21 protein-coding genes and 1 pseudogene are annotated in these 26,861 nt (G+C 39.1%); 13 read left to right on the forward strand and 9 right to left on the reverse strand.

From position 1 onward, the window contains the following. Positions 1-868 precede the first annotated feature (868 nt). Positions 869-1,630, forward strand: a complete 762-nt coding sequence (locus AC13CK_RS09910) for an alpha/beta fold hydrolase (RefSeq protein WP_004280222.1) — start codon at positions 869-871, stop codon at positions 1,628-1,630. Positions 1,631-1,645: 15 nt separating this feature from the next. On the opposite strand, the gene AC13CK_RS09915 is transcribed toward AC13CK_RS09910, so the two are convergent. The 5 genes from AC13CK_RS09915 to tssH all read right to left on the reverse strand — a co-directional run bounded on the left by AC13CK_RS09915 (position 1,646) and on the right by tssH (position 8,730). After that, entirely contained in the window at positions 1,646-2,587 is a 942-nt protein-coding gene (locus AC13CK_RS09915; protein WP_425878334.1) for a M15 family metallopeptidase, read from the reverse strand. A gap of 127 nt (positions 2,588-2,714) precedes the next feature. Then, complete coding sequence (gene icmH / locus AC13CK_RS09920) at positions 2,715-3,527, reverse strand: type IVB secretion system protein IcmH/DotU (RefSeq protein ID WP_005107023.1); 813 nt, start codon at positions 3,525-3,527, stop codon at positions 2,715-2,717. 8 nt (positions 3,528-3,535) lie between these two features. Further along, positions 3,536-4,900, reverse strand: coding sequence for a type VI secretion system baseplate subunit TssK (gene tssK / locus AC13CK_RS09925; protein ID WP_005107022.1), 1,365 nt, complete (start codon positions 4,898-4,900; stop codon positions 3,536-3,538). A gap of 8 nt (positions 4,901-4,908) precedes the next feature. After that, positions 4,909-6,012: a type VI secretion system protein TssA gene (gene tssA, locus AC13CK_RS09930; protein ID WP_425878337.1), complete on the reverse strand. Its 1,104-nt coding sequence runs from the start codon at positions 6,010-6,012 to the stop codon at positions 4,909-4,911. Positions 6,013-6,063: 51 nt separating this feature from the next. Beyond that, entirely contained in the window at positions 6,064-8,730 is a 2,667-nt protein-coding gene (gene tssH / locus AC13CK_RS09935; protein WP_482831135.1) for a type VI secretion system ATPase TssH, read from the reverse strand. A gap of 349 nt (positions 8,731-9,079) precedes the next feature. Between tssH and AC13CK_RS09940 the strand changes: the two genes are divergently transcribed. From AC13CK_RS09940 to AC13CK_RS09985, 10 genes are all read left to right on the forward strand, one after another. Then, positions 9,080-9,763: a hypothetical protein gene (locus AC13CK_RS09940; protein WP_005107019.1), complete on the forward strand. Its 684-nt coding sequence runs from the start codon at positions 9,080-9,082 to the stop codon at positions 9,761-9,763. A gap of 14 nt (positions 9,764-9,777) precedes the next feature. Continuing rightward, positions 9,778-10,287, forward strand: coding sequence for a type VI secretion system contractile sheath small subunit (gene tssB / locus AC13CK_RS09945; protein ID WP_180087331.1), 510 nt, complete (start codon positions 9,778-9,780; stop codon positions 10,285-10,287). Beyond that, entirely contained in the window at positions 10,274-11,755 is a 1,482-nt protein-coding gene (gene tssC, locus AC13CK_RS09950) for a type VI secretion system contractile sheath large subunit (protein WP_312327151.1), read from the forward strand. Before tssB ends, tssC begins: the two co-directional genes overlap by 14 nt. 51 nt (positions 11,756-11,806) lie before the next feature. Continuing rightward, positions 11,807-12,310: an Hcp family type VI secretion system effector gene (locus AC13CK_RS09955; RefSeq protein ID WP_005107016.1), complete on the forward strand. Its 504-nt coding sequence runs from the start codon at positions 11,807-11,809 to the stop codon at positions 12,308-12,310. A gap of 75 nt (positions 12,311-12,385) precedes the next feature. Continuing rightward, entirely contained in the window at positions 12,386-12,877 is a 492-nt protein-coding gene (tssE, locus tag AC13CK_RS09960; protein WP_005246466.1) for a type VI secretion system baseplate subunit TssE, read from the forward strand. Further along, a complete protein-coding gene (gene tssF, locus AC13CK_RS09965) occupies positions 12,874-14,682 on the forward strand; it encodes a type VI secretion system baseplate subunit TssF (protein ID WP_425878342.1) in 1,809 nt (602 codons plus the stop codon). The genes tssE and tssF overlap by 4 nt, the downstream gene beginning before the upstream one ends. Next, positions 14,646-15,641 (forward strand): type VI secretion system baseplate subunit TssG, encoded by a 996-nt coding sequence (tssG, locus tag AC13CK_RS09970; protein ID WP_482831136.1) that lies wholly within the window; start codon positions 14,646-14,648, stop codon positions 15,639-15,641. The genes tssF and tssG overlap by 37 nt, the downstream gene beginning before the upstream one ends. After that, positions 15,638-17,077, forward strand: a complete 1,440-nt coding sequence (locus tag AC13CK_RS09975; protein WP_425878346.1) for a hypothetical protein — start codon at positions 15,638-15,640, stop codon at positions 17,075-17,077. Before tssG ends, AC13CK_RS09975 begins: the two co-directional genes overlap by 4 nt. Positions 17,078-17,111: 34 nt before the next feature. Next, positions 17,112-20,945, forward strand: a complete 3,834-nt coding sequence (tssM, locus tag AC13CK_RS09980; protein ID WP_482831137.1) for a type VI secretion system membrane subunit TssM — start codon at positions 17,112-17,114, stop codon at positions 20,943-20,945. A gap of 43 nt (positions 20,946-20,988) precedes the next feature. Continuing rightward, positions 20,989-21,765, forward strand: coding sequence for an OmpA family protein (locus AC13CK_RS09985; protein WP_425878350.1), 777 nt, complete (start codon positions 20,989-20,991; stop codon positions 21,763-21,765). 220 nt (positions 21,766-21,985) lie between these two features. On the opposite strand, the pseudogene AC13CK_RS09990 reads toward AC13CK_RS09985, so the two are convergent. Both AC13CK_RS09990 and AC13CK_RS09995 read right to left on the reverse strand, forming a co-directional pair. Then, positions 21,986-22,741 (reverse strand): annotated as a pseudogene (locus tag AC13CK_RS09990) (AMP-binding protein). A gap of 35 nt (positions 22,742-22,776) precedes the next feature. Continuing rightward, a complete protein-coding gene (locus AC13CK_RS09995) occupies positions 22,777-23,511 on the reverse strand; it encodes a thermostable hemolysin (RefSeq protein ID WP_425878354.1) in 735 nt (244 codons plus the stop codon). A 188-nt stretch (positions 23,512-23,699) separates the two neighbouring features. On the opposite strand from AC13CK_RS09995, the gene AC13CK_RS10000 reads away from it, so the two are divergent. Both AC13CK_RS10000 and AC13CK_RS10005 read left to right on the forward strand, forming a co-directional pair. Continuing rightward, positions 23,700-24,086 carry a diacylglycerol kinase gene (locus AC13CK_RS10000; protein WP_005107001.1) on the forward strand — a complete coding sequence of 129 codons (387 nt, stop codon included), beginning with the start codon at positions 23,700-23,702 and terminating at the stop codon, positions 24,084-24,086. Positions 24,087-24,125: 39 nt separating this feature from the next. After that, positions 24,126-24,836, forward strand: a complete 711-nt coding sequence (locus AC13CK_RS10005; protein ID WP_425878356.1) for a phosphatase PAP2 family protein — start codon at positions 24,126-24,128, stop codon at positions 24,834-24,836. A 27-nt stretch (positions 24,837-24,863) separates the two neighbouring features. On the opposite strand, the gene AC13CK_RS10010 is transcribed toward AC13CK_RS10005, so the two are convergent. Together AC13CK_RS10010 and AC13CK_RS10015 are read right to left on the reverse strand one after the other, a co-directional pair. Then, positions 24,864-26,183: a sensor histidine kinase gene (locus AC13CK_RS10010; RefSeq protein ID WP_482831138.1), complete on the reverse strand. Its 1,320-nt coding sequence runs from the start codon at positions 26,181-26,183 to the stop codon at positions 24,864-24,866. Positions 26,184-26,188: 5 nt separating this feature from the next. Then, complete coding sequence (locus tag AC13CK_RS10015) at positions 26,189-26,860, reverse strand: response regulator transcription factor (RefSeq protein ID WP_425878360.1); 672 nt, start codon at positions 26,858-26,860, stop codon at positions 26,189-26,191. Position 26,861: the final 1 nt, after the last annotated feature.

Consider the following 26,861-nt stretch of genomic DNA (forward strand, 5'->3'; position numbering starts at 1 on the left):
ATAAATAAGTCTGTTTTACAATCAAATTTTATAGATATTAAAACCTGAAAGACCATCTCCCGAATATCATTTAATAAAGAAAATGTTAAGTTAATTTAAATTTATTTTGATGTGAATACCTCATATCCCGGGGATATATCAGCGGTAGTCAAATATATTGATAAGAATAAATGAATAATCTGGATTTTTATAATTTTCTGAAAATGTCTTATATACGTGATGTAATTTCTTGAACAGGATAATTTAAGTAGGATAGCGTGATTGCACGTTTATATTTAAGCTAATAACTTGAACATCCTAAGATATTAAAATAGCCTAAGCAATACATAATTTTAACAACTTTATCAAGAAAGGGAGAGAGGGGAAATTTATAATGTTGATGTTTACTACCTGTAACTCATTTGGACTTAAGACGTATTATTCTAAACAGAATCAAGTGGATTAATAAGCTACTTATGAATAGTCATTTTTTGATAAATAATAAGCAATGAATAATTAAAAACAATATTTTCAAAATTACCTCAGTCTATTTGGGTAATAACAGCGAGTTAGTTTAAGAAACACTCTGACCTAAAAGTGGTTTACATGTTATTAAATCCCAGTTTTAAGATTTTCATTAATTTTATTTAGTCTGCACCACAACTCAACCATCTTCTTTCATATTTATAGATAGCCAAATATCCATCCAGATCTAAAATCGTAATTTTAAATACTTACAAATCGATTATGAATTATTTAGCCTAAGCAAAATATATCCCCATAAAATAGCCTAAGTAAAATTTATATTTAAAAATTTCGCAATTGATTAATTCCCAATATAAATCCATTATAAACACTTAAATAAAGAAAGAAATCACGGAATTCTCAAATGATCCTAAATTATCAACTCCAACACCACGAAACGTCAGTACTATCTCCAATGATTTTTATTCATGGTTTATTCGGTAGTTTAAGTAATTTAGGAATACTAGCTCGATATTTTTCTGAGCAAAGAACCGTGCTTCAAATTGATGTACGCAATCATGGTCTTTCTGGTCATAGTTCAGACTTAAATTATCAGTTCATGGCGGAAGATGTCCTAGAAACTTTATCAAGTTTAAATATTCAAAAGTTCATAGTAATAGGGCATTCTATGGGCGGAAAAATTGCTATGAAATTGGCTGATTTAGCCCGAGTACAAACTGAAAAGTTGGTCGTGCTAGATATTACACCAATCCAATATCATGAGAGTCATCATACTGAGATTTTTAAAGCTTTATTTGCGGTGCAACAAGCAAATGTTGCTTCACGACTTGAGGCAGCAAAAATTATGCGTGAATACATTCATGAAGAAATGGTAATTCAGTTTTTATTAAAATCCTTTAATAAAGGGCAATGGCTCTTTAATGTTCAAGCTTTATTTGATCATTATCCAGATATTATGGCTTGGGAAAAGGTCGAAAAAGTTAATCAGCCAGCTTTATTTCTTCGTGGCGGTAATTCTTTTTATATCTCAAAACCTGAACATTTTGCGGCAATCAATGAACAATTTTCTCAGGCGAAAATTGAATGCATTGAAAATACAGGACATTGGCTGCATGGTGAAAAGCCAGATGAAGTCATTAAACATATGCAGACTTTTCTAAATTAATTTACGATTTCGCACTTAAGGCTGAAATGTTTGAGTCTGTAATTGTCCTTCATGAATGAGTTGATGCGCCATTTCAGCTGTTTTCTTTAAACCGGGCATACGATATTCAGTATGTCCAAAATCTTTAATGGATTTCCAGCGACCGCCCCAGGTTAAACCCACCGATTCTGCAATCTGGCCAAACAGTTCATAACCACGCATGGCCCATGGATCACGTTCACTAATCACCACCTTGCCATTCCGCTTAAAGGTAATATCCGCGGCCAGACCAAACTGATGATAACTTTGAAAGCCTTTGGCCTTGGTAATATTACTGTTGGTCGCCAAAGAGTTTTGCCTTTCCGGACTTCGATAACCTTCGAGTAAAACCAGCTCATAACCATGCTGTTCGCGCATAATTTTAAAAACCATCAGTAAGCGCTGTTTAAATCGCGGATTCATCTTATGCCATTTACGGTCTGCTGTGCTGATATTTGGATTTATATGAATGTCTTCAATATTCAGATTAAGGCTTTGCGCTGAAATTACAGAATGATTTGCTAAAGATTCTTCTTGTAAGGCTTCGATAATAAGCTGTTCATCAACTTCAGTTGGAGCTGTTAATATTTGCCCATCTAATAATGCATAAATCTGTGGATCAACTTTCCTTAAATATTCAACTTCAAACCTACTTGCAGTAAGTGGCTGAGTGAAAGCGAACATTAAAATACTGGCAAATAAGCTAAATCCTGAAATCAAAATCCACCACTGCTGCAAATACCATTCAGACTGAAGATGCTCAGGCGATGCCGCCTGATGAAATTTCTGAACAAACTGTTTTGCTTGAGAAAATTGTTGTTTGCTTTGTGAAATCAAATCAAGAAAAAAATCCTGTATTCTTAATCGAAACTCGTAAGACAGCAAGGCTAACATAGCTAAGCTTAATAGAATAAAGCTGCTCAATATAATCAAAATCATCAGTTGAATGATTGATCTAATAATAATTCAAAAATTTTTTTTTATTCATCGATATAAATTTTCCAACGGCGTCATTTTTTAAGTCTTTATTTTTATAAGTGTCCATCATATTTATTTGAAAATTGAGTTAGGGTAAATGAATCGTAATATAGGCTTGTTCAGCAGGCGCGCTAATCAAATTTTGATATTGAGAAAAAACAGCAGCTTGTTCTGTTGACAAGGCATATTTAAAAACCACAAAGCTGATCACGGCAAATAATAATAAAAATATCAGAATCCAGAAAAATGGTAATTCACGATGGATAATATGTCGGATTTGATCTGGAATTGCTGAAAAAGGAGAAAAAGCAACTTTTTTACCCTTGAGATAATCAATCTGATCTCCGATACGAGCAATCAGACTATTTAAATGCTCAATAGATTCAATTCGATATTTTCCATGGAATCCCAATAAAAGGCAATAATGATATACCTCTAATACTGCCAGACGTTGCTTATCTTTATGGCGTATTTCTTCCAGATATTCAAAGAAGCGATAACCTGCAAGTTGTGAACCAAAAAGGCTTAACTGCAAGGGACTGATCATCCAGGAATTTTGCAGATCAAAAAATCGCTCATCCTGTTGGGTGACAATTGTTTCATCTATTAAAGCGCAATAGGCATATTTTGCATCTTGAATATCTTCAGCTGAAAATTGCATCTGGCGTGCCTGATGTTCAAAACTTTTCAACATCTCCAGAATTTTTTCACGGAAAGACTCTATATTTACAGGGACATAGTGATTTTTTAACAGGAAAACAATATAGAAGCCGTCATGCAGTAAATCTACCAGACTATTCGTAGAGGTAGGGTAGGTTTCTACAGGTTGCATGGCTGTATAATCTACTCCGATTTGATCGCCATCAAAGAGTGAAAGAGGAGTGTTAGAGATTGTATTCATTAATATTTTTATCCATTCATGACAGCAATAAGTTCAATCGCGATATCCTGAAAGCCATTCGGGATATAAACACAAATCGATTCTGAATCCAGCATGCGCTGATACAGTTCATTATTGGGTTCAATCTCAAAATAATGAACGCCGGAACGTACCGGAATTGCAGTAGGCACCTGCATGAGATGCTGAACGGGTACAGCCGGTAAAGCTGCAACCACGCGCTGTTCTACATCTATAGTACTACCAATTTTAAAACGGATCGGAACATAGGCAATCAAGTCATGTGCAGGCATAACACTACTTGATACAGCAAGATATAACCGCGTATTGTGACTGATCTTATCGGTCTCCAGACTGCCAAACCAATAGGATGGGCGAGTTTCTTTTAAGCTGATACTGATATATCGATTCGAAATAATTGTATCGAGTAAATCTCTGAGAATAATATCCAGCTGATTGAAGCTGTCGTATAGATGATGATGCTGATACTGCGGCAATTGATCAATGTCATAGGCTGTTGAAAAGGTAAGTAGGGAACCACTGAGTCTTAAAAGTTCCGCATATAGCCGTTCCGGATGAATTTGTGGATACTGCAAAATATGATTTAAGGTTGCATAAGCAGTATTTAAGGCATTCACCAGCCAGAAAGAGACAATATCCCCAGAACGAAATTCAATCAGTTTCTGTTCGTTTTCACGGTTATTGGATTGAATCGTTTTAATCTTGGCCCGGATGATATTCAAAGTTCGCTTTAAATTGTCTAGCAGATATTCACAGGCCTGAATATGTAAAATTGGAGGAATGAATTTATGATCAAAAATAAAATTTCCAGAACTTTGTCGTTTGATTTGAGCAACCGGAAGATATAAATAACCATCCAGAGGCTGCTGAGGTTCTTGGCCAACTTCAAAAAGTTTAAATTCTGCCCGACGGCGTAACAGGGTGATCTCTGCAGTAGTGGCATCGGTGAATAAATCATGGGTCGAGATTAAATGTGAGTGATAACGACTAGATTGAGTGTTTTCGACATGACTTACATTTTGCTTGTTCGGCTGTAGCATTGGCAAAGCCAAATAAATTTGCATTTCACCACGCAGGTTTAAGGTATCCAGTTGTACAGGTTCTGGTAATAAATCCTGTGCAGGCGCCTGATAAATTTCACCATCTTGCCAGATCATTTCAATTTTACTTAATGCCAATATATGCATATTGAATTGAGCTTCATCAAATTGAATGGACTGGATCCCGTGAGCAAAAGGAAATGTCGCCCGAATCATATGACTCAAGCGTTGCTCATGATAGGCATCCTGTAATTGAAAATGTTGCGGTCTTAAAAATAGACCTTCGCCCCACAGTACTTTTTCTGCTTTAAACATTTTAATATTTACCACTCATTCTTGGATTCATCATTGGCATATATACCCAGTAATTCATGTACGTTTTCGATCGGATTCTCGTTCTTGATTACTTGAGCCAGCCATTCATGTAATGGCATCTGACTCCATTTAATCGTCTTTTGCAGCATGTAGCTCACTGGACTATGCGGTTCATGAGATTGAAAATATCGAGCGATGTCTTGTAATAACTGCATGGCCTGTTGACGGTTGGCCAGATGGTTTTGGGCTTGAGGTCGAAATTCTTGTATATTTTCAGGCGAGGTATTCATCACTATTATTTCAGGTATTTTGAGAGTGCCGAATTGCGGTGTATTTATTTGATCCTGAGATATTGAAGAAATATCAGTTTTATAAATGCGCTTAATACTGGAGAAGATCGATTCAAGTTGAGAATCTGTGCTCGCGTAACTCGGTGCATTTAGACCCAGTAAATGATCCAGTGTATTTTTAAGATACAGCCATTGGGTCTGAATCTCGAGAAGAAAACCTTCATTCTGGCTTAAAACTGTTTGAGAAGTTTTCAGCAACGATTGCTCAAAATGCTCCAAATCCTGAACAGTATTATTTTCAGAGTAGTCATCTTGCTGTTGTTTGAGTTTAATATTGCGTTGATGTAAGAATGCCTCATAATCACCTAAATTATAAAAAGGCGCAGAGCTGACCAAAGGCATCTGTTTCATCAGCATTGGCAGTTGCGTAATCAAACCTTGTAATAATCCAAAACGTTGATCAAGATCATCCTCTTCGATTTGAGGATGTAACGTGAACCAGTATCGCTCAAGGCTTTGCTGGGTCAACTCTAATCCTCGAGCAATTCCTTCAAAACCATAGAGATGACTCCAAGCTTCTATAAGCCAGGTATATAGACGGATATCCTTGGTTTTTTCAGTTAATAATTCAATCGTTTTATCATGTACAAGTTGCCAATCGGCCTGTTTTGGTTCCGAGACCCAGTCACCTTGCTCCAATAAAGGATCATCACGAGTTCTGGCCTTGTTAATCACATGAAAATCATTTGAAAATGAATAGTCCACACCGCACGGCTGATCGACTGAAATGTCTTGCAATAAATATTCAAATTCCAGGCTCATCTTTATTCCAATTATTATATTTTATTTGTTTTTATTTTTAGGTTACTTCAACTAGGCAGCATCTGCTTTATTGCTTTTAGAACGTACTTTTTGCGCTATTTTAACTTTCGGATCTACGCTATAAGAAATTTCATCATTCTTGATCTCAATGTGAATCAGTTTAGGAATCTTTCCCTCACTCATGGTTCTCAATATTTCTGTAGCCAAAGCAGGCAATACTGAAGCATTTAAAATATGATCAATATTGCGCGCACCACTATCAACCTCGGTACATCGGCTGAGCAGAAGTTCGAGCAAGTCCCCACTATAAGTGACCTGGGTGACATATTGCTGCTGAATGCGTCGGGTAATTTTCCCCAGTTTATGCTGAATAATCTGGATCAATAGCTCATCGTGTAAAGGATAATAAGGCACAATCTGCATACGCCCTAAAAATGCCGGTTTAAATTGCTGATATAAACTTGGTTTGAGCAGTTCAATTAATCTATTTGCATCCGGCCAGTTTTCGACGGGTTGATTTAAACAGGCCTGCATAATGGCACTAGAACCGGCATTTGAAGTTAATAAGATTGTCGTATTTTTAAAATCAATCAGCCGACCTTCGCTATCTTCCAGCATGCCTTTATCAAAGACCTGATAAAATAATTCCTGCACATCAGAATGAGCTTTTTCGATTTCATCCAGTAAAATCACACTATAAGGATTACGACGCACTGCTTCAGTCAACACACCACCTTGACCATAACCGACATAACCTGGAGGAGCACCTTTTAAGGAAGACACGGTATGTGCTTCCTGATATTCCGATATATTGATCGTGATCAGATGCGACTCACCTCCATACAATTCTTGAGCCAAGGCCAGGGCAGTTTCAGTTTTTCCCACACCGCTTGGACCAAGCAATAAAAATACACCTTGTGGTTTGTTCGGATCATCCAGTTTTGCTTTAGATGTTTTAATACCTTGGACCAGTTGATGCAAAGCAAAGTCCTGACCCATCACACGCTGCGATAATTTATCTTGGAGTTTTAAGACCTGTCGAATTTCATCATTCATCATTTTACCGACTGGAATTCCGGTCCAGTCAGAAATGATCTGATGAATCATAGGGACTGTTACACGCTCGAACACAAGTGGGTGATCAGCCTGAATCTGGGTCAAACGCTGCTGTAATACTTTAATTTTATTTTTATTTTCAATTTTTTTGGATTGAACCTGTAATAATTTTATTTCCTGAACCAGTTGAAGTTCTTGCTGCCATTGCAGGCTTATCTGAGAAATTTCTTGTTCCAAATTTGAAATATTTTCTGATAATTCAATTAAACGTGTCTGATGACACGGAAAATTTTGATGCTCCTGATTTAAAATCTCATGTTCAAGCCGAAGATTATGCAGCTGCGCCTGTAACTGGTCTAACTTTGCAGGTTGTGCATTTTGGCTCAAAGCAACTCGTGCCGCGGCTGTATCTAATACACTAATGGCCTTATCCGGTAATTTCCGTCCACTGATATAACGATGCGAGTTACGTACCGCAGCAGCAATTGCTGCATCATCAATCTGCAACTGAAAATGCTGAGTCATGACCGGAATCATGGCACGCAACATATCGATGGCGACTTCCTCAGTAGGTTCTTCTACCTTTACTACCTGAAAACGGCGGCTAAGCGCAGCATCTTTTTCAAAGTATTGTTTGTACTCCGCCCAAGTGGTAGCGGCGATAGTACGCAGTTCTCCTCGTGCCAAAGCTGGTTTTAACAGATTGGCGGCATCATTCTGACCAGCCTGACCACCTGCACCAATCAGCGTATGGGCTTCATCAATAAACAGGATAATAGGATAACTGCAGGACTGAACTTCTTGAATGATTTTCTTCAGGCGATTCTCAAACTCGCCTTTTACACTGGCACCTGCTTGTAATAAGCCCAGATCCAATACATGAAGTTCTACATTTTTGAGTACATCAGGTACCTGATCATTCACAATTTTCAGGGCCAATCCTTCTACTACAGCAGTCTTACCGACTCCCGGATCGCCGGTAAGTATGGGATTGTTCTGATGACGGCGCATCAGAATATCCAGCATCAAACGGATTTCAAACTCACGACCGATCACCGGGTCGATTTGGCCTTGGCGTGCTTTTTCAGTCAGATTAATGGTGTATTGATCGAGTGCCAGTGTTTTATTTAATTTTAGCTGTGCGTTAGGTGAATCTTCTTTTACCTTAGTAAGCTGAGCATAGCTCGGGTTTTCAATACTCTGCTCGCAGAGCTCCAAAAAATGATGTTTGAGATGATCAATTGGAAATAGCTCAAATAAAGTAGAAGCACGAATCGTCATTTGATATAGATCAGGTGCAGTGAGCAGGGCAACCAGTAAATGTCCGCTGCGGATCATCGGATTCTGTTCTGCTGAAGCCAAAAGCCAGGCATGTTCTAATGCACGAATAATGGATTTGGCAAAGATAGGCGTACGAGAATTGCCTTTAGTCATTTGCTGAATGCTCTGATTCAGATCATGGGTTAGATCATCTTCGGAAATTTTATACTTTTTGAGCAATAATTTGAGATCGTTCAGGTCTGGCTGCTGTAGCAATTCTAAGAGAAAATGCTCAATTTCGATTTTATAATTTCGCTGTTTGATGCAGAAATTCGCTGATTTCTCAAGGCATAGGCGTGCATGCTCAGATAATTTTGTAATCAAAATTTTTAAATTACTCATATTTTTCTCTTTTAGAATATACAGCCTGATGTTTTTGGAATTTATAGCTATATATTTGTTATTATTAGGTTTATTTTTATTTATTTAAGTTTTTCTATGAGCAATCAAGATATATTGGCTCAAGATTTTTGACATATTCTACTCAAGTCTATCCAAATGTCTGCATTCATTGGTCGGAATCTTACCATTTTAAAAATTACATAAAATAATTTAACAAAAACGCATTTATGTATTGACTTCCTGTGATAATTTTTTGTTAAATCCGCAACTAGATTTTTGAATTATAAAAATAGAAAAATAAATTTTGATTATAAAAATATAAAACAATAACCAAAAATTGAGGCTTATTTTGAAAAATAATCTAGGTTTTATTGTATTGCTCATCTCAGGGATGGCGCAGCTATGTTTTGCTCAAACCCATGCAGCAGAATTAAAAAAATCATGTATCAAGAGCTATCCACAAGCAAAAAATGATACTGATTCAACTATCATTGATTTATACCAGCAGTTATGCGACAAGACAGCAAGAAAAAATATGCATCTGCAGCAGCAATTGTCTACCCAAATTGCCAAACGCTATGTTGAAGTCGGTGATCATCTGAAAGCGCTCAATTTAATCGAGCAATTACATCAGCAAAATTACATTCATCAGAATTTAACTGATCTGAAATTCCTGGCAGGGATCGGGATCTCTTCCCAAAGCCTAGAACAGATGCGTAGTACAGAAGTCCGTGCCTTAAATGACTTTACCTACCCACAGGCCAAATCGCTGACTGAACATATTTATCTGGCACAGCCTGTAGCAAAATTTTCTGAATCTGCATCAACGACGGCGCGGAATTCAAAAGTAAAAAATACTAAAAATAAACCAAATAACCCAGTAAAACAAAGCCTAAGTCAAAACAAAAATAAAGTATCGAAAAGCAATCTAAAAAATAATACGGCTGCTATCAGTAATAAAAAAACAGAAAGTATCAGTACACGAACCCACACTCCTAGTACTAATCCATTTGGATCATTAAATAATAATTAATAAGGAAAATCATGATGGCTAAACGTGAAAGTGTACAAAAAAAATTACAGCGTATTCGACCACCACGGGTGCAATTGACCTACGATGTTGAGGTAGGTGATGGCCGTGAAGTCAAAGAGTTACCTTTTGTAGTGGGAGTTTTGGGAGATTTTTCAGCAGCGTCTGAACTTGAAAAAACCAAGCTCAAAGATAAAAAATTTATCAATGTAGACTTGGAAAATATTGATGAGGTGATGCAGTCTCTGGCGCCTCGTGCCAGTTTTCAGGTGGAAAATAGTTTGACTGAAGAGAGTGGTAAAATATCAGTAGATTTGGTTTTTAATGCAATGGATGATTTTCGGCCAGAACAGGTAGTCCAACAAGTCGAACCTTTGCGAAAACTGGTAGAAGCACGAGAACGTTTAACTGATTTACGCAATAAAATATCCAATAATGAACGTCTAGAAGATTTACTGGATGATATTTTAAAAAATACCGACCAAATCCGTAAAATGAGTATGGAGGCAGACAATGAATCACTCTAATGCTGCAACTACCACGAATGTTGCTATTGAAGAATACTCAATTCTGGACTCTATTGTTGAACGTAGTCGAATTGCGCGTAATGAAGAAGAACATGATCGGGCCAAAAGTTTGATTGGTGAGTTGGCCAAGGAAGTCATGGCCGGTACCGTTATAGTTTCAGACAATATGACCTTGGCTTTGGATAAACGCATTGCAGAAATTGATGCGCTTATTTCTACCCAGCTGAGCAAGATCATGCATCACGAGCAGTTTCAAAAAGTTGAGTCCACCTGGCGAGGGCTGTATTACTTTTGTCAGGAAACGCCATCACACTCTTTAATTAAAATTCGTATGTTGAATACGACCAAAAAAGAATTGATTAAAGATTTTCAAAGTGCCAGCGACTTTGATCAAAGTACTCTATTTAAAAAAATCTATGAAGAAGAATATGGTTCATTTGGCGGTGCGCCTTATGCGACCCTCATTGGTGACTTTGAGTTTGATCGCACACCTTCAGACCTGTATTTGCTCGAGCAGATTTCACATGTAGCATCAGCGGCACATGCACCGTTTCTCTCAGCTGCAAGTCCTTCCATGTTCGGATTGGAAACTTTTACTGATATTGATCGCCCACGCGATGTTTCTAAAATTTTTGAAACAGCTGAATATGTGCAATGGCGTTCATTCCGGGAAAGTGATGATGCTCGTTATCTGGCATTGACTATTCCACGAGTATTAGGCCGTTTACCTTATCATCCTAAAGATGGCAATACGACAGCAGGCTTTAACTATGTAGAAGAAGTTTCAGGTGAAAATCATAATGAATACCTGTGGATGAATGCTGCTTATGCTTTGGGGACGCGTTTAACCAATGCCTTTGATATGCATGGCTGGTGTGCTGCGATTCGTGGGGTTGAGGGTGGCGGTTTGGTCGAAGGTCTGCCAGTGCATACCTTTAAAACCAATGATGGAGAAATCATATTTAAGTGCCCGACTGAAATTGCGATTACGGACCGTCGTGAAAAAGAACTCAGTGATCTTGGCTTTATTCCATTAGTACATTGTAAAAATACCGATTATGCCGCGTTCTTCGGTGCCCAATCTATCCAAAAACCAAAGAAATATGATAACGATATTGCCAATGCCAATTCCGCATTATCCAGTCAGATACAGTACATTATGGCAGTCTCGCGAATCGCTCATTATTTAAAAGCAATGATGCGAGATAAGGTGGGAAGTTTTACATCTGCAGGAAATGTCGAAGCATTTCTAAACGACTGGCTGTCTCAATATGTACTTTTGGATGATGGCGCTTCACAGGAAGCCAAAGCACAGTATCCACTGCGTGAAGCTTCGATAAAAGTTGTAGAAAATCCGGCTGAACCTGGACATTACAAATCTGTGGTCTTTTTGAGACCGCATTTTCAGTTAGACGAGTTGTCTGTATCTTTACGACTGGTCACTGAGTTACCGCAGTCGAGTCATTAAGACCGCTGCTAAAATTATAAGAATATTTATAACAACAGGAAAATTATTAAAATGAAAGACATTTACATCCAGTTTCGTGGCAAATATAAAGTTGATGGTGAATCTCGTGATTCAGAACATAAAAGCTGGCTAGAAGCAAATTCCTGGTCGCACAACATTCGTCAGCCAAAATCTGCCACATCTTCCAGTGTAGGCGGTCATACCGCAGAACGAGTTGAACATTCCGACATGATTTTTATGAAAGATCTGGATGCAACCAGCCCAAAACTTTGGGAAGCTTGTTCGGCAGGTTATACCTTCGATGAGGTACAAATCGATTTTTATCGTGCTAATGGTGATAAACGCGTTAAATACCTGCAAATTAAATTAAAACATGTGCTGGTTTCTCAGGTCACTCCGACAGTAAATCAAGAAGGCGTTCCAACAGAAGCTTTTGGTTTGAAATATGCAGCAGTTGAGTGGACGTATAATCAGCAAGATATTAATGGTACACAAAAGGGTGCCGTGACCAAGAAATGGTCATTATCAAATAATACTGCTTCTTATGCAGCGTAATTTGATCTTTTAGAGGTTGGTCTTGATCAGCCTCTCTGATATTTATAAAAATAAATAAAATTAGACTATAACAATATGAATTTGGATCAGCTTTATCCTTACGGATTTAGAACAACATTATTTGACCGTCTATTGTCTCAGGATATTCAATGTTCTCAAGGCCTTTCTTTACAGGCTTTGAGAGAGTCAGTGGCTGCCGATCTGGAAGATTTATTAAATAGCCGTATGGTTAATCTGGATGCGATGGTTAATGGTTATGATCAGGTCAAACGTTCAATTCTTCAATTTGGCATCATTGATTTTGTGGGGCTCTCAACAGCGAATCCAATGGAACGGGATAAAATCTGCCGCTCGATTGAACAGTCTATTCACGCGCACGAACCTCGTTTAAAGCAGGTTAAAGTCGAGATGCTGATGGATGAGCATAACAGGGGAAGTCTTTGTCTCAGTATTCATGCATTCTTAAATATTTATCCCCTATATGAACCGGTAATTTTTGACGCATTCCTCAAGCCTACTACGCAACAATACGTAATTTTGTCTAAAACATCAGCAGGTGTGCTGTGATCGAAGAATTATTACCTTATTACGAAAAGCAATTACAGGAATTTGGGCAACAATCACGAGAGTTTGCCAATAAATACCCAAAAATTGCCCAACGCCTTTCGTTGAATCAAGAGCAGATTGATGATCCGCATATCGAAAGACTGATTCAGGCATTTTCCCTGATTTCTGCCCGGATCGATAAGAAACTGCACGATAGTTATGAAGTATTTACACGTGCTATTTTTGAGGTGATGTTTCCACAGTACCTTAAACCTTTTCCAGCATGTTCAGTGGTCAGTTTTGACGATGCCATTAAAATCCGACAGCTTAAAAGTAGCCAGCAGATTCCCAAGCAAACTGTATTAAAATCAAAAAGTATCCGTGGGGTACAGTGTGAGTATCGTACGACAAACCAGGTTAATTTATTACCAATCGCCTTAAAATCTGTTAATTTTAAAACGCATGCTTCGACTCATGTTCATTTAAATCGAAATGCAGCCTTGAGCTTTGGTTTTGAAATTTTTAACCAGCAGCAGCGACTGTTGGAACAACAAAAATTACCTATTTATCTGGATGCAATTTCCAGCTTTCCATTGCAAGTACTAGATTGTATTTTTAAGCCAGAGACTGGTTTTTCTGTAATAGTACAGAATCAAGAGATTGATATTCAAAATCCATTTGAACTAATGGGATTTACTGAAGCGGAAAGTGCGCTCCCAGTTGATCAACATACTCATCATGCCTATCGTTTATTAATCGAGTATTTTTGCTTTCCAGAAAAATTTAATTTTCTTAACCTCAATCTGAGTTTTTTAAGAGAATTAAATATAGAAACCGCAGAATTTGAGCTACACATTCATTTTAAAATAAATCTGAATGATCAAGCTATGATCAGAAATTATTCAGAATTAAATAGCGCTAATTTCAAATTATTTGCGACACCAGTTATAAATTTATTCCCTAAACAGGCTGAGCCACAAAAAATTGATCATCTGCGCCTGGAATATTCATTAATAAGTGATGTACATCATCCTGAATATTTTCAGGTATATGCGATCACCGAAATGAAGTTATTGAGAGAGAAACGCGAGAACAGTCAAAAAACTTATCCCGTATTACCTTTTTTTGCCATGAGTCATTATCATCAGGCTGATGCTCAATTTTATTATCACCTGTTGCCCGAGCAAAGTAATACCAAGCATACAGAACTGAAATATTCGATTATTTCCAAATCTTTAGAACCACAAAAAATTTCATCAGACTTTATCAGTATGCAGTTGTTATGCAGCAATCGGGATTTACCTTATGAAAGTTATAACAAAGATCAGAATAACTTATCTCTCAATGACAATAGTTTGGCACGTAAAGCCATATTATTAAAAAGACCCAATTTACCTTATTGTTTTGATCAAAAGCAGCAAGAACAGTGGCGAATTATCTCGCATTTATCATTGAATAATCTTTCTTTAATGAAAGCAAATGCAGTCAGTCACATTAAGGAATTACTTGAACTGTATAACTTGCCGCAATCCAAAGACAACCGGCTAATTATTAATTCAATTCAATCGATCCAGTTTTCTCTGAGCCAGAAGTTGCGTGAGCATAAACCATTTCCACTTTTTGTACGGGGTGTCAAAGTTGAAATCCAGATCGATCCAGAAGTCTTTAGAGGAGCCAGTCTATATATCTTTGTGCAACTTTTAAATCATATTTTTAATTTGAAAGTTCAAATGAATAGTTATGTGGATATGCACGTCATAGATTCAAAGTCAAAACAGGAGTTATACCAATGCATACAGAATGTTGGTGGCAAAAGGCTTCTGTAGTTGATCGGCTCTTTCAGCAGCCGACCAGCTTTGAATTTATTCAAGCCACGCGATTATTAAGACATGCACCTGCACGGAACAGACATCAAGGATGGAGTAAATCATTTGAATTTATTAGTTCACTCAATCTTAATTTTCCAACTTCTGAAATTGAATCATTGCAATGTCAAGATCATAAAGTTCAGATGACCAATTTAATCGTGGGGTTGACTGGCGTACAGGGCGTATTGCCTTATATCTATACAAATAAAATTAAACAGAGTACCGGGGCACACCGAGAAGAAAGCTTACACTTTCTCGGACTGTTTAATCATAAATTGTCTGCACAATATGTCGATGCCTGTCTGAATTATCATTTACCACTGCGTTATGAAATTGAGCATGAAAATCATTTTCTAAACATGCTTCATGCTTTGAGTGGCTATAGCGGTCAACAACATGAACAGCAACCTATAGATGACTATTTTGCTGAGTTTTCAGGCTTGATGCAGGGGCAAAATAATACCCATTATGCGTTAAGCAGCATATTGTCTAGTATTTTTAAATATCAATTTAAGATTAATGAGTTTATTCCGGAAAGCTTTCAACTGGATGATCAGCAAAAAAGCGGTTTGGGAGCTTTGCAACCAGTTTTACTGGGAATCAACAGCTTCTGTGGAGAGACCATTCAGCAAATTGATGAAAAAATTGAAATCGTCATTGGTCCATTAAAACGTGAAGACTATATAAATTTTTTATCTGAAGGAATACATAGCGCCAAATTGAAACAGTTACTTCAAACCTGGTGTAGCCCGACCATGTTAGTGGATCTTCGGTTGATTCTAGACAAAGATGAATTATGCCCAGCCCAACTTGGAGAAGTACATTCGATGGGGCTAGCCAGAGGAGCTTTATTAATGCTGAATCCGGCAATCCACAATGCGGAAACCTGCTATAGCCTGATAGGAAAAATGTCATGATTAAGCGTATTATTCAGACTTTTATAGTTTTATCCGTTTTAAACAATGTTCTTGTCATTTATTACTGGCGAGATACTCAATACGATCCATCAAATATTGATTTCCTATTATATTTTGGCATTTTACCTTTGTTAATTTGCTTATTGTTATTAACACCTTATTTTATTTATAAAGCTGTAAAATCCTATAAACAAAGACAGCAAGAACAAAAGGATAGGGCTCATAAATCTCTTCAAGCACAACAGCAAGAATTAGAAAATAAAGAAGAATTGGATCAAGCGATTGAGGATTACACGCTCAATATTTTTTCAGCTGCCGCTTGGCACAGTTTTGGCGAAAATGCAGAGATCTTGCAGCACATGAAGCAGTTCAAGAGTCCTGAGCTGGACTCAGAACTGCTAAATCGTTTTGGTCTACCTATATTGACATATCGCATTCATTCTGTGGACCGCTTACTTGAAGAAAACAGAACTAATGAAGAAATGCTTCCGACATTACGGGAACAACGAATTCAACAGTTGATTCAACAACAACTCCAACAGCATCAAGAAAGTCTGAGCTTAATTTCGGAACAGTTAAAACGTTCAGCACTATTTTATGATCACGAACTGGCTTATCAATATCGAATGCATCCGGGATGGATACAGGAAAACTACTGTGAAGATGAAGAAAATATTGCCTCTAATCCAACAGCAGCAAGTCGATTAAATAGGCTGAATCTGCATATTTTATTGGTGGATCATATGACTGGGGATTGGAGTGATCTCTATCAAGAGCAGCTTATAAGTCAAATTCAACAAAAATATGCATTGCTGCCTGCCCAAATTCATATCGAGTTTCATTTCCTGTCTGCTGATCGTGCTTATTCAGCCTTACTAGATTTAGTACAGGAAATTTCAGGTCAATCATATGAGATCAGCCTGATCATTATGGCGGATTCTGAAATTGATCAGGATTATCTAGATCAGCAATTTTGGAAAAATGAAGACTATATTGCTGCGGAATATACAGCTAGCTGGTGTTTATCCCCACATGACTTGGAAGTTGAAGGTATGATGCCTTCACGAATATTGACTCTCAGCAAGCACGTCACTGACCTGTATGCATATTTGGGTCAGCATCAGGTTAATCTATCCTCTCAGATGGAACAGGCATATCCTTTTTTAGTGTTATTAGACGACACTACCCAACCTAAAATAATGAAAAAAATACAAGAAAAATTTACGAATATTGATTTTGAGCCGGAGCATACCATTTATCCTCAAAGCTATTTGGGGCATACCCAATATTTGGCAGCAGTTTTCGCAGCAATGTTGTCATCACATTTATACTGCAATGTCGTTACAATAAGCTACAGCACACAACAAGAATCAAGCTATTTATGTTTTAAAAATAAAGAAAGTGATCAACTGAATGAAATCTCATTAGTAGCCTAACTATTTATAAAAATTAAAGAAAAAAGGGATAAAAGTGAATACATTATTTTATACAGTCTTGGGGCATGTCTGGCAGTACCTTAGTAACCCTAAAACAATGATGGCCTTATCCTTTTTAGTGGTCATTCTTTCCATAAAAAATACGGTTTCTGATCGTATTTCCTGGATATTGCTGACGGTCTATGTTGCCATATTAATAGGCTGGGGGATTTATACACTTATCCGGCGTTATCGGCATGCTAAAAAGGGCAAAGAAATCGCAACCGTCTTATCTCAAAGTTCCACAGCTGAAAGCAAATACAATAATAAAGAAGAACTTCAGCTGATCAGTCAGCAAGTCAAACAATCTATTCAGCTGATTCGTAAGTCAAAATTAGGCGATCGTAAGGGTCACGCGGCACTGTATGAACTTCCTTGGTATATGGTCATCGGTAATCCGGCGGGTGGGAAAAGCTCGGCGATTTATCATTCTGGTTTGCGGTTTCCTTTTGAAGCAACTCACCAGAAAATGGTCTCTGCTGGACTCAGCGGAACACAAAACTGTGACTGGTTTTTTTCAACTCAGGGTATTTTACTGGATACAGCCGGACGCTATTCAGTCTATCCGGAGGACCATTCTGAATGGTTAGGCTTTTTAAATATTCTCAAGAAAAATCGTTCTAAAGTGCCAGTGAATGGTCTTATTGTGATCGTAAGTATCGCTGAGCTGGTCAACCAGAGTCCGGAGAAATCTCTACAACTGGCCAAGAACCTGCGTGCCCGTATCCAAGACCTGACTGAACGTCTAGAAGTTTTTGCGCCAGTTTATTTGGTATTTTCCAAGATGGACCTGATTGCCGGCTTCACGGAATTTTTTGATTGTTATCAAGGACAAGAATTGGATCAGGTTTGGGGCGCAACGTTGGCTTATCAACCAGACTCGAGTGCAAATGCTGTTCAGCTATTTGAAAAGCATTATGGCATTTTATATGAGGGTCTGAAAAATGTAAGTATGACCCATTTAACCCGTCGGCATTCACAGCATATTTCACCCAGTGTAATGACCTTTCCACTGGAATTTAAGAGTCTCAAACCGGTATTAAGAACCTTTATTTCCACTTTATTTCAAGACAATCCTTATCAGTTTAAACCGGTTTTTCGTGGATTTTATTTTACCAGCGCCTTACAGGAAGGCTCCATTGAAAGTCCAATGACAGAACAGATTGCTGAGGACTTTCATCTGATCCGCAGCGATAATCATGATCTTGGCCTGTCTAAAGAGTCTGTATCACATAATCATGGTTATTTTCTGAAAGGTTTATTTTCTGAAGTGATTCTTAAAGATAAAAATCTGGTGAAGCAGCATATTAATCCGGCACGAAAACACCGACGCTTTATGGCTTTTACTGGTGCTTTACTTACTGTATCGATGGTGTTGAGTCTGTGGGTGTGGTCTTATCGAAATAATCAGCAATTAATGGAAGAAGTTCAGGCGGACCTGAATAAGGTCGTACAGATGCAGAAACAGTCAGGAACGGAGCTGGTCACACAAATCGATGCATTATTAATTTTGCAAGCTCATCTACAACAGTTAGATCAATTTGATCAGAAGCGTCCATTCAAATACAGTTTTGGTCTATATCAAGGACAACAGATCAGGGAGAAACTGCAAGCTGAATATCTGAAAGGAATTGAGCAATTAGTATTGCAGCCTAGTCAGCAAAATATTGCAGAATATCTGCAACGGGTAAAAAGCAATGCAGCAGTTCTTAAAGAAAATCATATTCATGTGCAAATTCATCCGACTGCACAAGTTCAGCAACTCGCATTAGAACCATCCGACCAAAGTCCGCAAGATGCTTATAATGCACTTAAAACATATCTGATGTTGAGCAACCGTAAATCTATAGATTCCAGTCATCTCAGTGATCAGTTGACACACTTCTGGCGGACTTGGTTAGATCAGCATCGTGGTCAGCTGCCACGTGCTGAAATGCTGCAAAAGGCCGAGCAGTTACTCAGCTATGCCATGACAATGACAGGTTCGAGTTTATTCCCCCAGCTGGATTCCGATACTGTTCTGGTTGAACAGACTCGCCAGGTTTTAACCGCAATGACGACCGGAGTGTCTGCACGAGATCGTGTATATAACGACATTAAAATGCGTGCTTCGGTACGTTTTCCTGTATTAACGATCAAACAGATGGTCGGGGAGAATGCTCAGACAACCATGTTGGGAAGTTATGCCTTACCCGGTTTTTATAGCTATCAAGCCTGGAACGAATATGTACAACCTGCGATAGACACTGCAGCGCAAAGACCAACTGAAAGTAAAGATTGGGTACTCAATACGTCACAATCTGATGATTTGAGTTTTAGTGGCAGTCCTGAACAAATTCGACGCCAGCTGACTGAAATGTATAAAAAAGAATATATCAGCGAATGGCGTAAATTCTTGGGTGCCATTTATTATGCCAAGGTCGGTGACTTTAATCAGCAAACATATCAGATAGATATTCTTGGCGAACCAGAAAACTCACCGATTCGTAAAGTCATACAACGGGTAGCGCAAGAAACCAGCTGGGATAATCCAATGGTACAAGCTGAGTTGGCGGTTCCACAAAAAGGTTTTATTGCCTGGTTTAAACGCAAGATATTGCAACGTCATGATGGCAAGTTGGCACAGAATTCTGCATCGACTTTCTCTCAGGGGATGATTGCCAAAGACTTTCAGATCTTCTACCAGATTGTACGTACACGAGATGATTTGCAGAACCGGTCGCTGCTAGATGAGTATATGCAATCTCTCGCCAAGATACGGAGTCGCTTTAATGATCTCAAAAGTTCTGGAGATATTGGTCCGGCGAGCATGCTGCTCCTTAAACAGACCATTGATGAACAGAATTCTATCTTCAATATTACCCAAAAGTTTGTGGATGAGAAAATGTCGGTAGGAACCCATGAGCTGGATCAACAGCTGATTAAAAAGTTGTTTAGTGTTCCTCTCACACGTTCCTTTGAAAGTCTGATGCTTCCGGCACAAGCTGAAATGAACGAACTCTGGCTAATACAGGCCTATCAACCATTTAATGCAAATTTATCGCAAAAATATCCGTTTAGCAGTCAAGGTAGCTTACAGGCAACCTCTCAAGAAATTAATCAGATTTTTGGTGAAAATGGCAGTATTTCCCGTTTTGTCAAAGAGCATCTTGATCCCTTAGTGATCCGTCGTGGCTATAGCTTAAGCTCGAAAACCTGGCAAGATTTAGGGCTTAATCTAAATCCTGTGTTTGTTGCAAACTTTCAAAATTATGTCGCGCCTGTGAATGGTATGGCAACTGGTGAGTTAAATAATACCAGTCGTCAGGCAGTGAGACCCAATCAATCTAATTTCCAGTTTTACCCACTGGAACAGGCTCATTTATTGGCTTATACCATTGATATTGATGGACAAAGAATGCTATTTGAAAACGGAATTCAACAATGGGTGAATTTTATCTGGCCAAATTCCGGCGCAATTCCAGGCGCACGGATCACGGTGATTGATTTGGAAGGGAAGACCTATACCATTTTTGATGAGCCTGGGGAATATGGAATCAATCGTTTGATTGATAGTGCTCAGCGTACACAAAAAGGCAATATTTTTGAGATGGTCTGGCGCAGTAAAGAGAATCCTGAACTATTTGTGAAGACCAATTTTCGTTTGGTGAGTGGAAATAATGCAAGTTCTATCGGAAGTAATCCAAGTTATAGCAATTTACAGTTGGTGGATCAGGTTGTTTCGAATAAAGCAGTAAGAGTGATCGCAGCTCAGAATACGACGATGTCAGGAAAAACTGCTCAGACATCTACCACGGCTGCTGCAAACACAGGAACTTCAGCGCCATGACATTCATCAATCAATCTCGAATAGACATTTATAGAAGCATAAAATGAAAATTAAAATCAAATATTTAAAATTAATAAAGTCAAATAAAATCATTGTCTTATTGTGTTTTTTATTTGGATTAAAAGTGCATGCACAACCTGTAATTGCTGAAGGTAATGTACCGAATAACAGTAGTAAGCAGGCTATCTTAACAAAATTATATTCAACTTATGGTCAGGAAAATGTGGTAGATCGCATTCAGATTCGTCAAGTAGTAGCACCAACGGATTGGTCGAATATAGTCACTGATGTGATTAATGAAGACCTTAAAAAGGTTAAACAGGGAACGTTAACGGTTAAAGGTTCTGATATTCAGCTAACGGGTAAAGTGTCAAATCCTGATGAAATTCATGGTACTACAGTAAAATTTCAGGGTTTAATACCTGTAAACTATCGTTTAAATACACAGCTTTCAGTCAATCAGGCAGAACAGCAGATTATTGATGCTGCATTAAAAAACCGGATTATTGAATTTGAATCTGGCAGTGCAGTATTAGCAACCTCAGGGATACAGATTCTGGATGAAATGGTCAGTGCCTTAAATAAGGTTAGCGGCAAAAAGATCCGGATTATTGGACATACGGATAGTTCAGGCGATACTAATCAAAATCTCATGTTGAGTCAGCAACGTGCACAAGCAGTGAAAGCTTATTTAATCGCAAAAAATATTCCGTCGCATTTGCTCAGTACTGAAGGTTTAGGTTCAAGTAAGCCTGTGGCGGAGAATACAACAGCTGAGGGTCGCAAGAAAAATCGTCGGATTGAATTTGAAGTGCTTTAACGCTGAAGTTGCTTGAGCAGCAGCTATAAAAGTATATGGTGAATGACTTATATGAGTATATCAATCGTATTTCGTATAATGTATATTATGTTAAATCCGATACACCTAACAATAAGTTCATATCTTCCTTGTCCATAAAAGTGAATTTTGAAATTTTTAGAAGAAAATTGAATTAATCAGTCCAGCCCAATAAAACTGGGCTGATACTTTATTGTGGGATTTAGCAGACGCTCTGCACTGCATTTACAAACCGCTCTGTCTCAAAAGTATGATTAGATGTCAGGCCAAACTGGCTCACCTCGCCAACAATTACGGCGCGTCCCATGCTCAGTGCGACATAAATGCCGGCAATATTTTCTAATAAGGTGGCAAATGGAATCAGGCACAAATGCCGTCCAAGCTGACTGCTGGCCAGTGCCTGGCTCAGTGAATGAGTAATAGACTCAATGGTGTCTTCAGCCAGACACACGCCTTTCGGTGTCCCGGTACTGCCCGAGGTATAGGTGATTTTTGCCGGTTGCTGGGTTTGTAAAGAAGATGAATACTATACTGCCTGCTCTAGCTGAAAAAAGCGTGCATGTAGCTGGCCAGTAATGGAAATCTCATCTCTACTCATGTCTTTAGCTAGATTTAACAGCCATTCTGGTGCAGAGAAAGATTCATCCAGAATACAGAGCAGCTCGGTTCGGCTGTCAGAAAGCAGATGCCGTACCTGCGCTGCAGTAAAAAATAGAGGCACCGGAATCACGGTCATGCCGGCTTTTTGTGCGGCAAGATCGACTACAATCCAGTCTATACTATTTATGCCCCACAAGGCCAGATGGCGCAGATTAAGCTGCTTGAAACTGACACTCAATAATTCTATCCGCCGTTGTAGTTCCGCATAGTTCAGCGTTGCCTGTGCGGTGACTACCGCTTCTCGTTGCGGATATTGTCGTGCTTGCAGGTTGATACGTTCAAATAAAGCAGTCATCATTTAAATTCTGTGCCTCGCTGATCAAGCAAAATGCTTTAATGACTAAATTGATAAAGTTGACGAGCGACTTGTAGGGCTTCTGCCACATCAATCGCCAGCACATAAGGTTTCTGCTGGTAATAACTGCCCCACAGGCGTTGTGCCTCTCCAAGGACTTGCGGATCAGCCTTTTCAAGCACATGAAAACGTAATCCCATCTGTTGCAACACATAACGTACTGCAGTTGTTCCGGTACATACTGCCCATTCGATGTGTTGCTGCGAGAGATGAAAAACCAGAAAGGCCACCATCAGTTTGGCTTTGTCCATATCTAGTGCTGTCAGATTGCCAATTTCTACTACTTTGTCTCGGCTGACCCTGGTCTGGCTCAGTTTGCTTAATATGTTTTCAACGGGTTCATCGAGATACTGTTCCAGAAAGGCATTAAATTGATTTAAATACTGCATACCAATCACCACCTGCATCTCGGCTCCGTGATAACCGGCAAACAGGGTCGAAGAGAAGCTCGATACAGTGGCCTGATGGACTTGCTGATATTTTTCCTGAATAAAATTTTCCAGGCTACGGCGTTCAGGTGTCTCACTTTGTTCTACAGTTTTGACCGTCAAATGTAGCGATTGATCCTGTGCTGAAATTACCGGATACGCCGGAGGTACTTGTAGTAAAAATTTATTGTGATTGATTTGTTTTTTATATTCAGGCTGCTTGAAATATGTATTTAGAAAGTGAATCTGACTAGATAAATAAGGATCAAAACTAAACTTGATCATTTGGCTCACACCACGAAATTAACTTGCTACTCAAGATAGAAGTCCAAACTTAAAAAATTCTTAATTTTGTGCAAAAGAATGTAAAAGCTATGTGTATAAAAAATCCAGAGAACGGCCGGTTTTTTTAAGAGCATTTTAAGATTGAAAATTTAAGTTATTCCTATCTCTCTATTGACTGAATCTGCTTTATGTCTTCCTACCGATCACCTTATAAAGGCACCTCAGGAACGCAGCGTATTTTTAATGCGACCCGTTATTCCATGGCTGGTTTTAAAACCGCCTTTCAAAATGAGGCCGCCTTCCGGCAGATCCTGCTGATTAATCTTATTTTGATTCCTCTAAGCTTTTGGATGCCAGTTAGCCGAGTTGAGCAAGCGCTGATGGTCGCCGTATGCCTACTGGCGTTGATCATTGAACTGATTAACTCAGCGATAGAGGCAGTGGTAGACCGTATTTCCATGGAACGGCATGAACTGTCTAAAAATGCCAAGGATATGGGCAGTGCGGCTCAGTTTGTAGCACTCAGTTTAATTGCTCTGACCTGGGGCATCATTTTGGCTGGTCATTTGATTTGACCTCTGCTCTTGCTACTGCCTGAAATGGACAACTTAAAAATGATCACTGACCGTTCCCGGTTTTTACTGACCCAAACTTTACTTTTGATCTTCAGTTTTTTGATTCTTCTCAACTTCTTTGACATTGGAGGAGTGCTGGACTTACAGCTCATCTATCCCTTTATCGATGATCAGGGTCAATTTCCCCTTCGACAACAATGGGCACTGGCAGAACTCAATCATCGCTATGTGAAAGACCTGCTGATTCTGGTGTATATCACATTATTACTGGCCTGGTTGGCATCACTAAAATGGCAGAACTGGCATACGCGGCGCTGGGAATTTGGCTATTTCTTTAGCATGGTGGTGCTGACCACGGCCTCGATCGGAATTTTAAAATCTCAGTCGGCCCATGCCTGTCCCTGGGATATGACCATACCTACCCATAACGGGATTTTGTGGGATTTTAGTGCTACTGCGGGCCACTGTTTTCCTGGAGGGCATGCATCTAGTGGTTTTGCGTTGATGGCTGGTTATTTTGTTTATCGCATTTCTAACCGCAAGCGTGCTTATTTTCTTCTGATCGCTGCAGTAATTTTAGGGTTGACCATGGGCTGGGCACAAATGATGCGCGGAGCACATTTCCTGAGTCATAATTTATGGACTGGCTGGATTATCTGGTGCATGAATGTCATTGGCTATACGCTGTTTAGCCATAAACTACCCATAGAAAAGACCACTCCTATACTCTCTAGTATCAGGCAACCTTAACTCCAAAAAAACCAGAAGCTTATTCGCTTAGGCTTCGATTAAAGGAAGCTTGACCTGTACACAAAGGCCACTCAGATTGGTACTTCGCGAAAATTCTAGTGTTCCACCCAAGCGCTCGGTGGCTTTATCTACAATGGATAAACCCAAACCGCTGCCAATTTCTGCATGGTTATGTATCCGGTAGAAGCGTTGCCGGATCTGATTGAATTGAGCAGGATCTATCCCTGCCCCACTGTCTTCAATTTGTAAAACCGCCTGCCGTCCTTGCTGGAAAATAGATACATTAATCACGCCATCCTTCGGACTGTATTTAATTGCATTATCAATTAAATTATAAATAATCGAGTGCAAAGCTGAAACCTGGCCCTGAATCTGCAGTTCCTGTTGCTGTTCTACGCCCAAATCAATGTCTTTCTGTAGCGCCAATTGAATTAGTTCTTCGATACAGGTGACTGTCATTTGATTCAGTGATAGCAATTGAACAGGTTCGCTTAAACCTTCGGTCACATCCTGTTTTGCCAGACTCAATAACTGGTTGACCAGATGCTGCATACGCAAAATGCCTTGACTCAAATTATGGATAGACTCGCTTTGAGGGAACTGCTGTAGCAAAATTTGCAGCTGTAAGTTTAGTGCTGTCAGTGGCGTGCGTAATTCATGGGCAGAATCTGCTACAAATTGACGTTGTTCCTGTTGGGCCAGAGAAATGCGGCCAAACAAATAATTCATTTCCTGAATGGTCGGTTCCAGCTCCAAGGGATAATCTTTCATTGCAATTGGCTTTAAGTCTTGTGCCTTGCGGCTGGCCAATTCAGTTTTAAAATCATTGAGCGGCTGAAAGTTTTTCCGGATCATCCAGCCTAAGCCAAATACTGCAAAAGGTAAAAAAAGCACATAAGGAAGAAACATATTGGCTGCCAGCTCCAGCGCCAGTTCCTGCCGGACATTTTGCTGCTGGCTCACCTGAATCTGTAATTGCTTACCAGGAATAATATAAGTTAACCAGGTTCCATACGGCGTTTGATGCTTGTAGAAACCTGCTTTCCTGACCGGCGCCACCAGAACATCCTGCGGATGCAAGGAAGTGGCTGTATCTGTATAGGACCAGATATCTACAAATAAATCTTCTTCACTGTACTGTTTTGCCAGATCGATTTGACTTTGTAAGGGTTGCGGATGATTTTCTGAAATACGTTCTGCCAGACTTTGCATCTGTATATCCAGTACTTCATTAATTTCTTCGAGCGCAATCCGGTATGCTGCAAAGATTAGCACACAGCCCAGTACCACGCTAAATAATGAAATATAAATAACCAGACGTTTTTGCAAGGAATAACGTTTTTGCATGGTGCTCATCCTAAGCGATACCCTAGCCCACGTATGGTACGTATGAAGTCTTTTCCTAGTTTTGCCCGCAGATGATGGATATAGACTTCCACCGTATTACTGCTGACATCACTGTCAAAATCATAAAGCTTGTCTTCCAGATCATTTTTAGAAAAAATTTTGCTAGGATGCATGAGGAGTGCCGTGAGAATAGACCACTCCCGATTAGACAACTCGATCGGTTCACCATTAAAGCATGCGATGTGCTGTTCCAGATCCAGTTCCAGTCCACTGTGTGATAACTTCTTATTAATGTCTATCCCGGTGTTTTTTAAGCTACTACGTCGCAGCAAGGCATGAATACGGGCCAGCAGCTCGTCAAATTCATAGGGTTTAATCAAGTAATCATCTGCTCCCTGATTCAGCCCATCCACCCGGTTTTGTAATTGGTCCCGGGCGGAGATAATCAGTACCGGTAAATTTGGAAACTTCTGCCGGATATTTTTTAGCACCAGCATGCCATCCATCATCGGCAAGCCTAAATCGAGCAGGACAATATCGTAGACCTGCTGCTGTAACTGTTTTAAACCCTCAATCCCATTATTGACCCAGTACACATCAAACTGATGCAGCTTGAGCAATGTTTCAGTCGACTCGGCAATCATAAAGTCATCTTCAATAATCAGTATTTTATGCATT

The sequence above is a fragment of the Acinetobacter sp. L-24 genome (assembly GCF_056857555.1).

Excerpts from the sequence above, each read along its gene's own strand:
- AC13CK_RS09910 (WP_004280222.1), top strand. The coding sequence starts at position 869 with ATGATCCTAAATTATCAACTCCAACACCACGAAACGTCAGTACTATCT.
- AC13CK_RS09915 (WP_425878334.1), bottom strand. The coding sequence starts at position 2,587 with ATGATTTTGATTATATTGAGCAGCTTTATTCTATTAAGCTTAGCTATG.
- icmH (WP_005107023.1), bottom strand. The coding sequence starts at position 3,527 with ATGAATACAATCTCTAACACTCCTCTTTCACTCTTTGATGGCGATCAA.
- tssK (WP_005107022.1), bottom strand. The coding sequence starts at position 4,900 with ATGTTTAAAGCAGAAAAAGTACTGTGGGGCGAAGGTCTATTTTTAAGA.
- tssA (WP_425878337.1), bottom strand. The coding sequence starts at position 6,012 with ATGAGCCTGGAATTTGAATATTTATTGCAAGACATTTCAGTCGATCAG.
- tssH (WP_482831135.1), bottom strand. The coding sequence starts at position 8,730 with ATGAGTAATTTAAAAATTTTGATTACAAAATTATCTGAGCATGCACGC.
- tssB (WP_180087331.1), top strand. The coding sequence starts at position 9,778 with ATGGCTAAACGTGAAAGTGTACAAAAAAAATTACAGCGTATTCGACCA.
- tssC (WP_312327151.1), top strand. The coding sequence starts at position 10,274 with ATGAATCACTCTAATGCTGCAACTACCACGAATGTTGCTATTGAAGAA.
- AC13CK_RS09955 (WP_005107016.1), top strand. The coding sequence starts at position 11,807 with ATGAAAGACATTTACATCCAGTTTCGTGGCAAATATAAAGTTGATGGT.
- tssE (WP_005246466.1), top strand. The coding sequence starts at position 12,386 with ATGAATTTGGATCAGCTTTATCCTTACGGATTTAGAACAACATTATTT.
- tssG (WP_482831136.1), top strand. The coding sequence starts at position 14,646 with ATGCATACAGAATGTTGGTGGCAAAAGGCTTCTGTAGTTGATCGGCTC.
- AC13CK_RS09975 (WP_425878346.1), top strand. The coding sequence starts at position 15,638 with ATGATTAAGCGTATTATTCAGACTTTTATAGTTTTATCCGTTTTAAAC.
- AC13CK_RS09985 (WP_425878350.1), top strand. The coding sequence starts at position 20,989 with ATGAAAATTAAAATCAAATATTTAAAATTAATAAAGTCAAATAAAATC.
- AC13CK_RS09995 (WP_425878354.1), bottom strand. The coding sequence starts at position 23,511 with ATGATCAAGTTTAGTTTTGATCCTTATTTATCTAGTCAGATTCACTTT.
- AC13CK_RS10000 (WP_005107001.1), top strand. The coding sequence starts at position 23,700 with ATGTCTTCCTACCGATCACCTTATAAAGGCACCTCAGGAACGCAGCGT.
- AC13CK_RS10005 (WP_425878356.1), top strand. The coding sequence starts at position 24,126 with ATGATCACTGACCGTTCCCGGTTTTTACTGACCCAAACTTTACTTTTG.
- AC13CK_RS10010 (WP_482831138.1), bottom strand. The coding sequence starts at position 26,183 with ATGCAAAAACGTTATTCCTTGCAAAAACGTCTGGTTATTTATATTTCA.
- AC13CK_RS10015 (WP_425878360.1), bottom strand. The coding sequence starts at position 26,860 with ATGCATAAAATACTGATTATTGAAGATGACTTTATGATTGCCGAGTCG.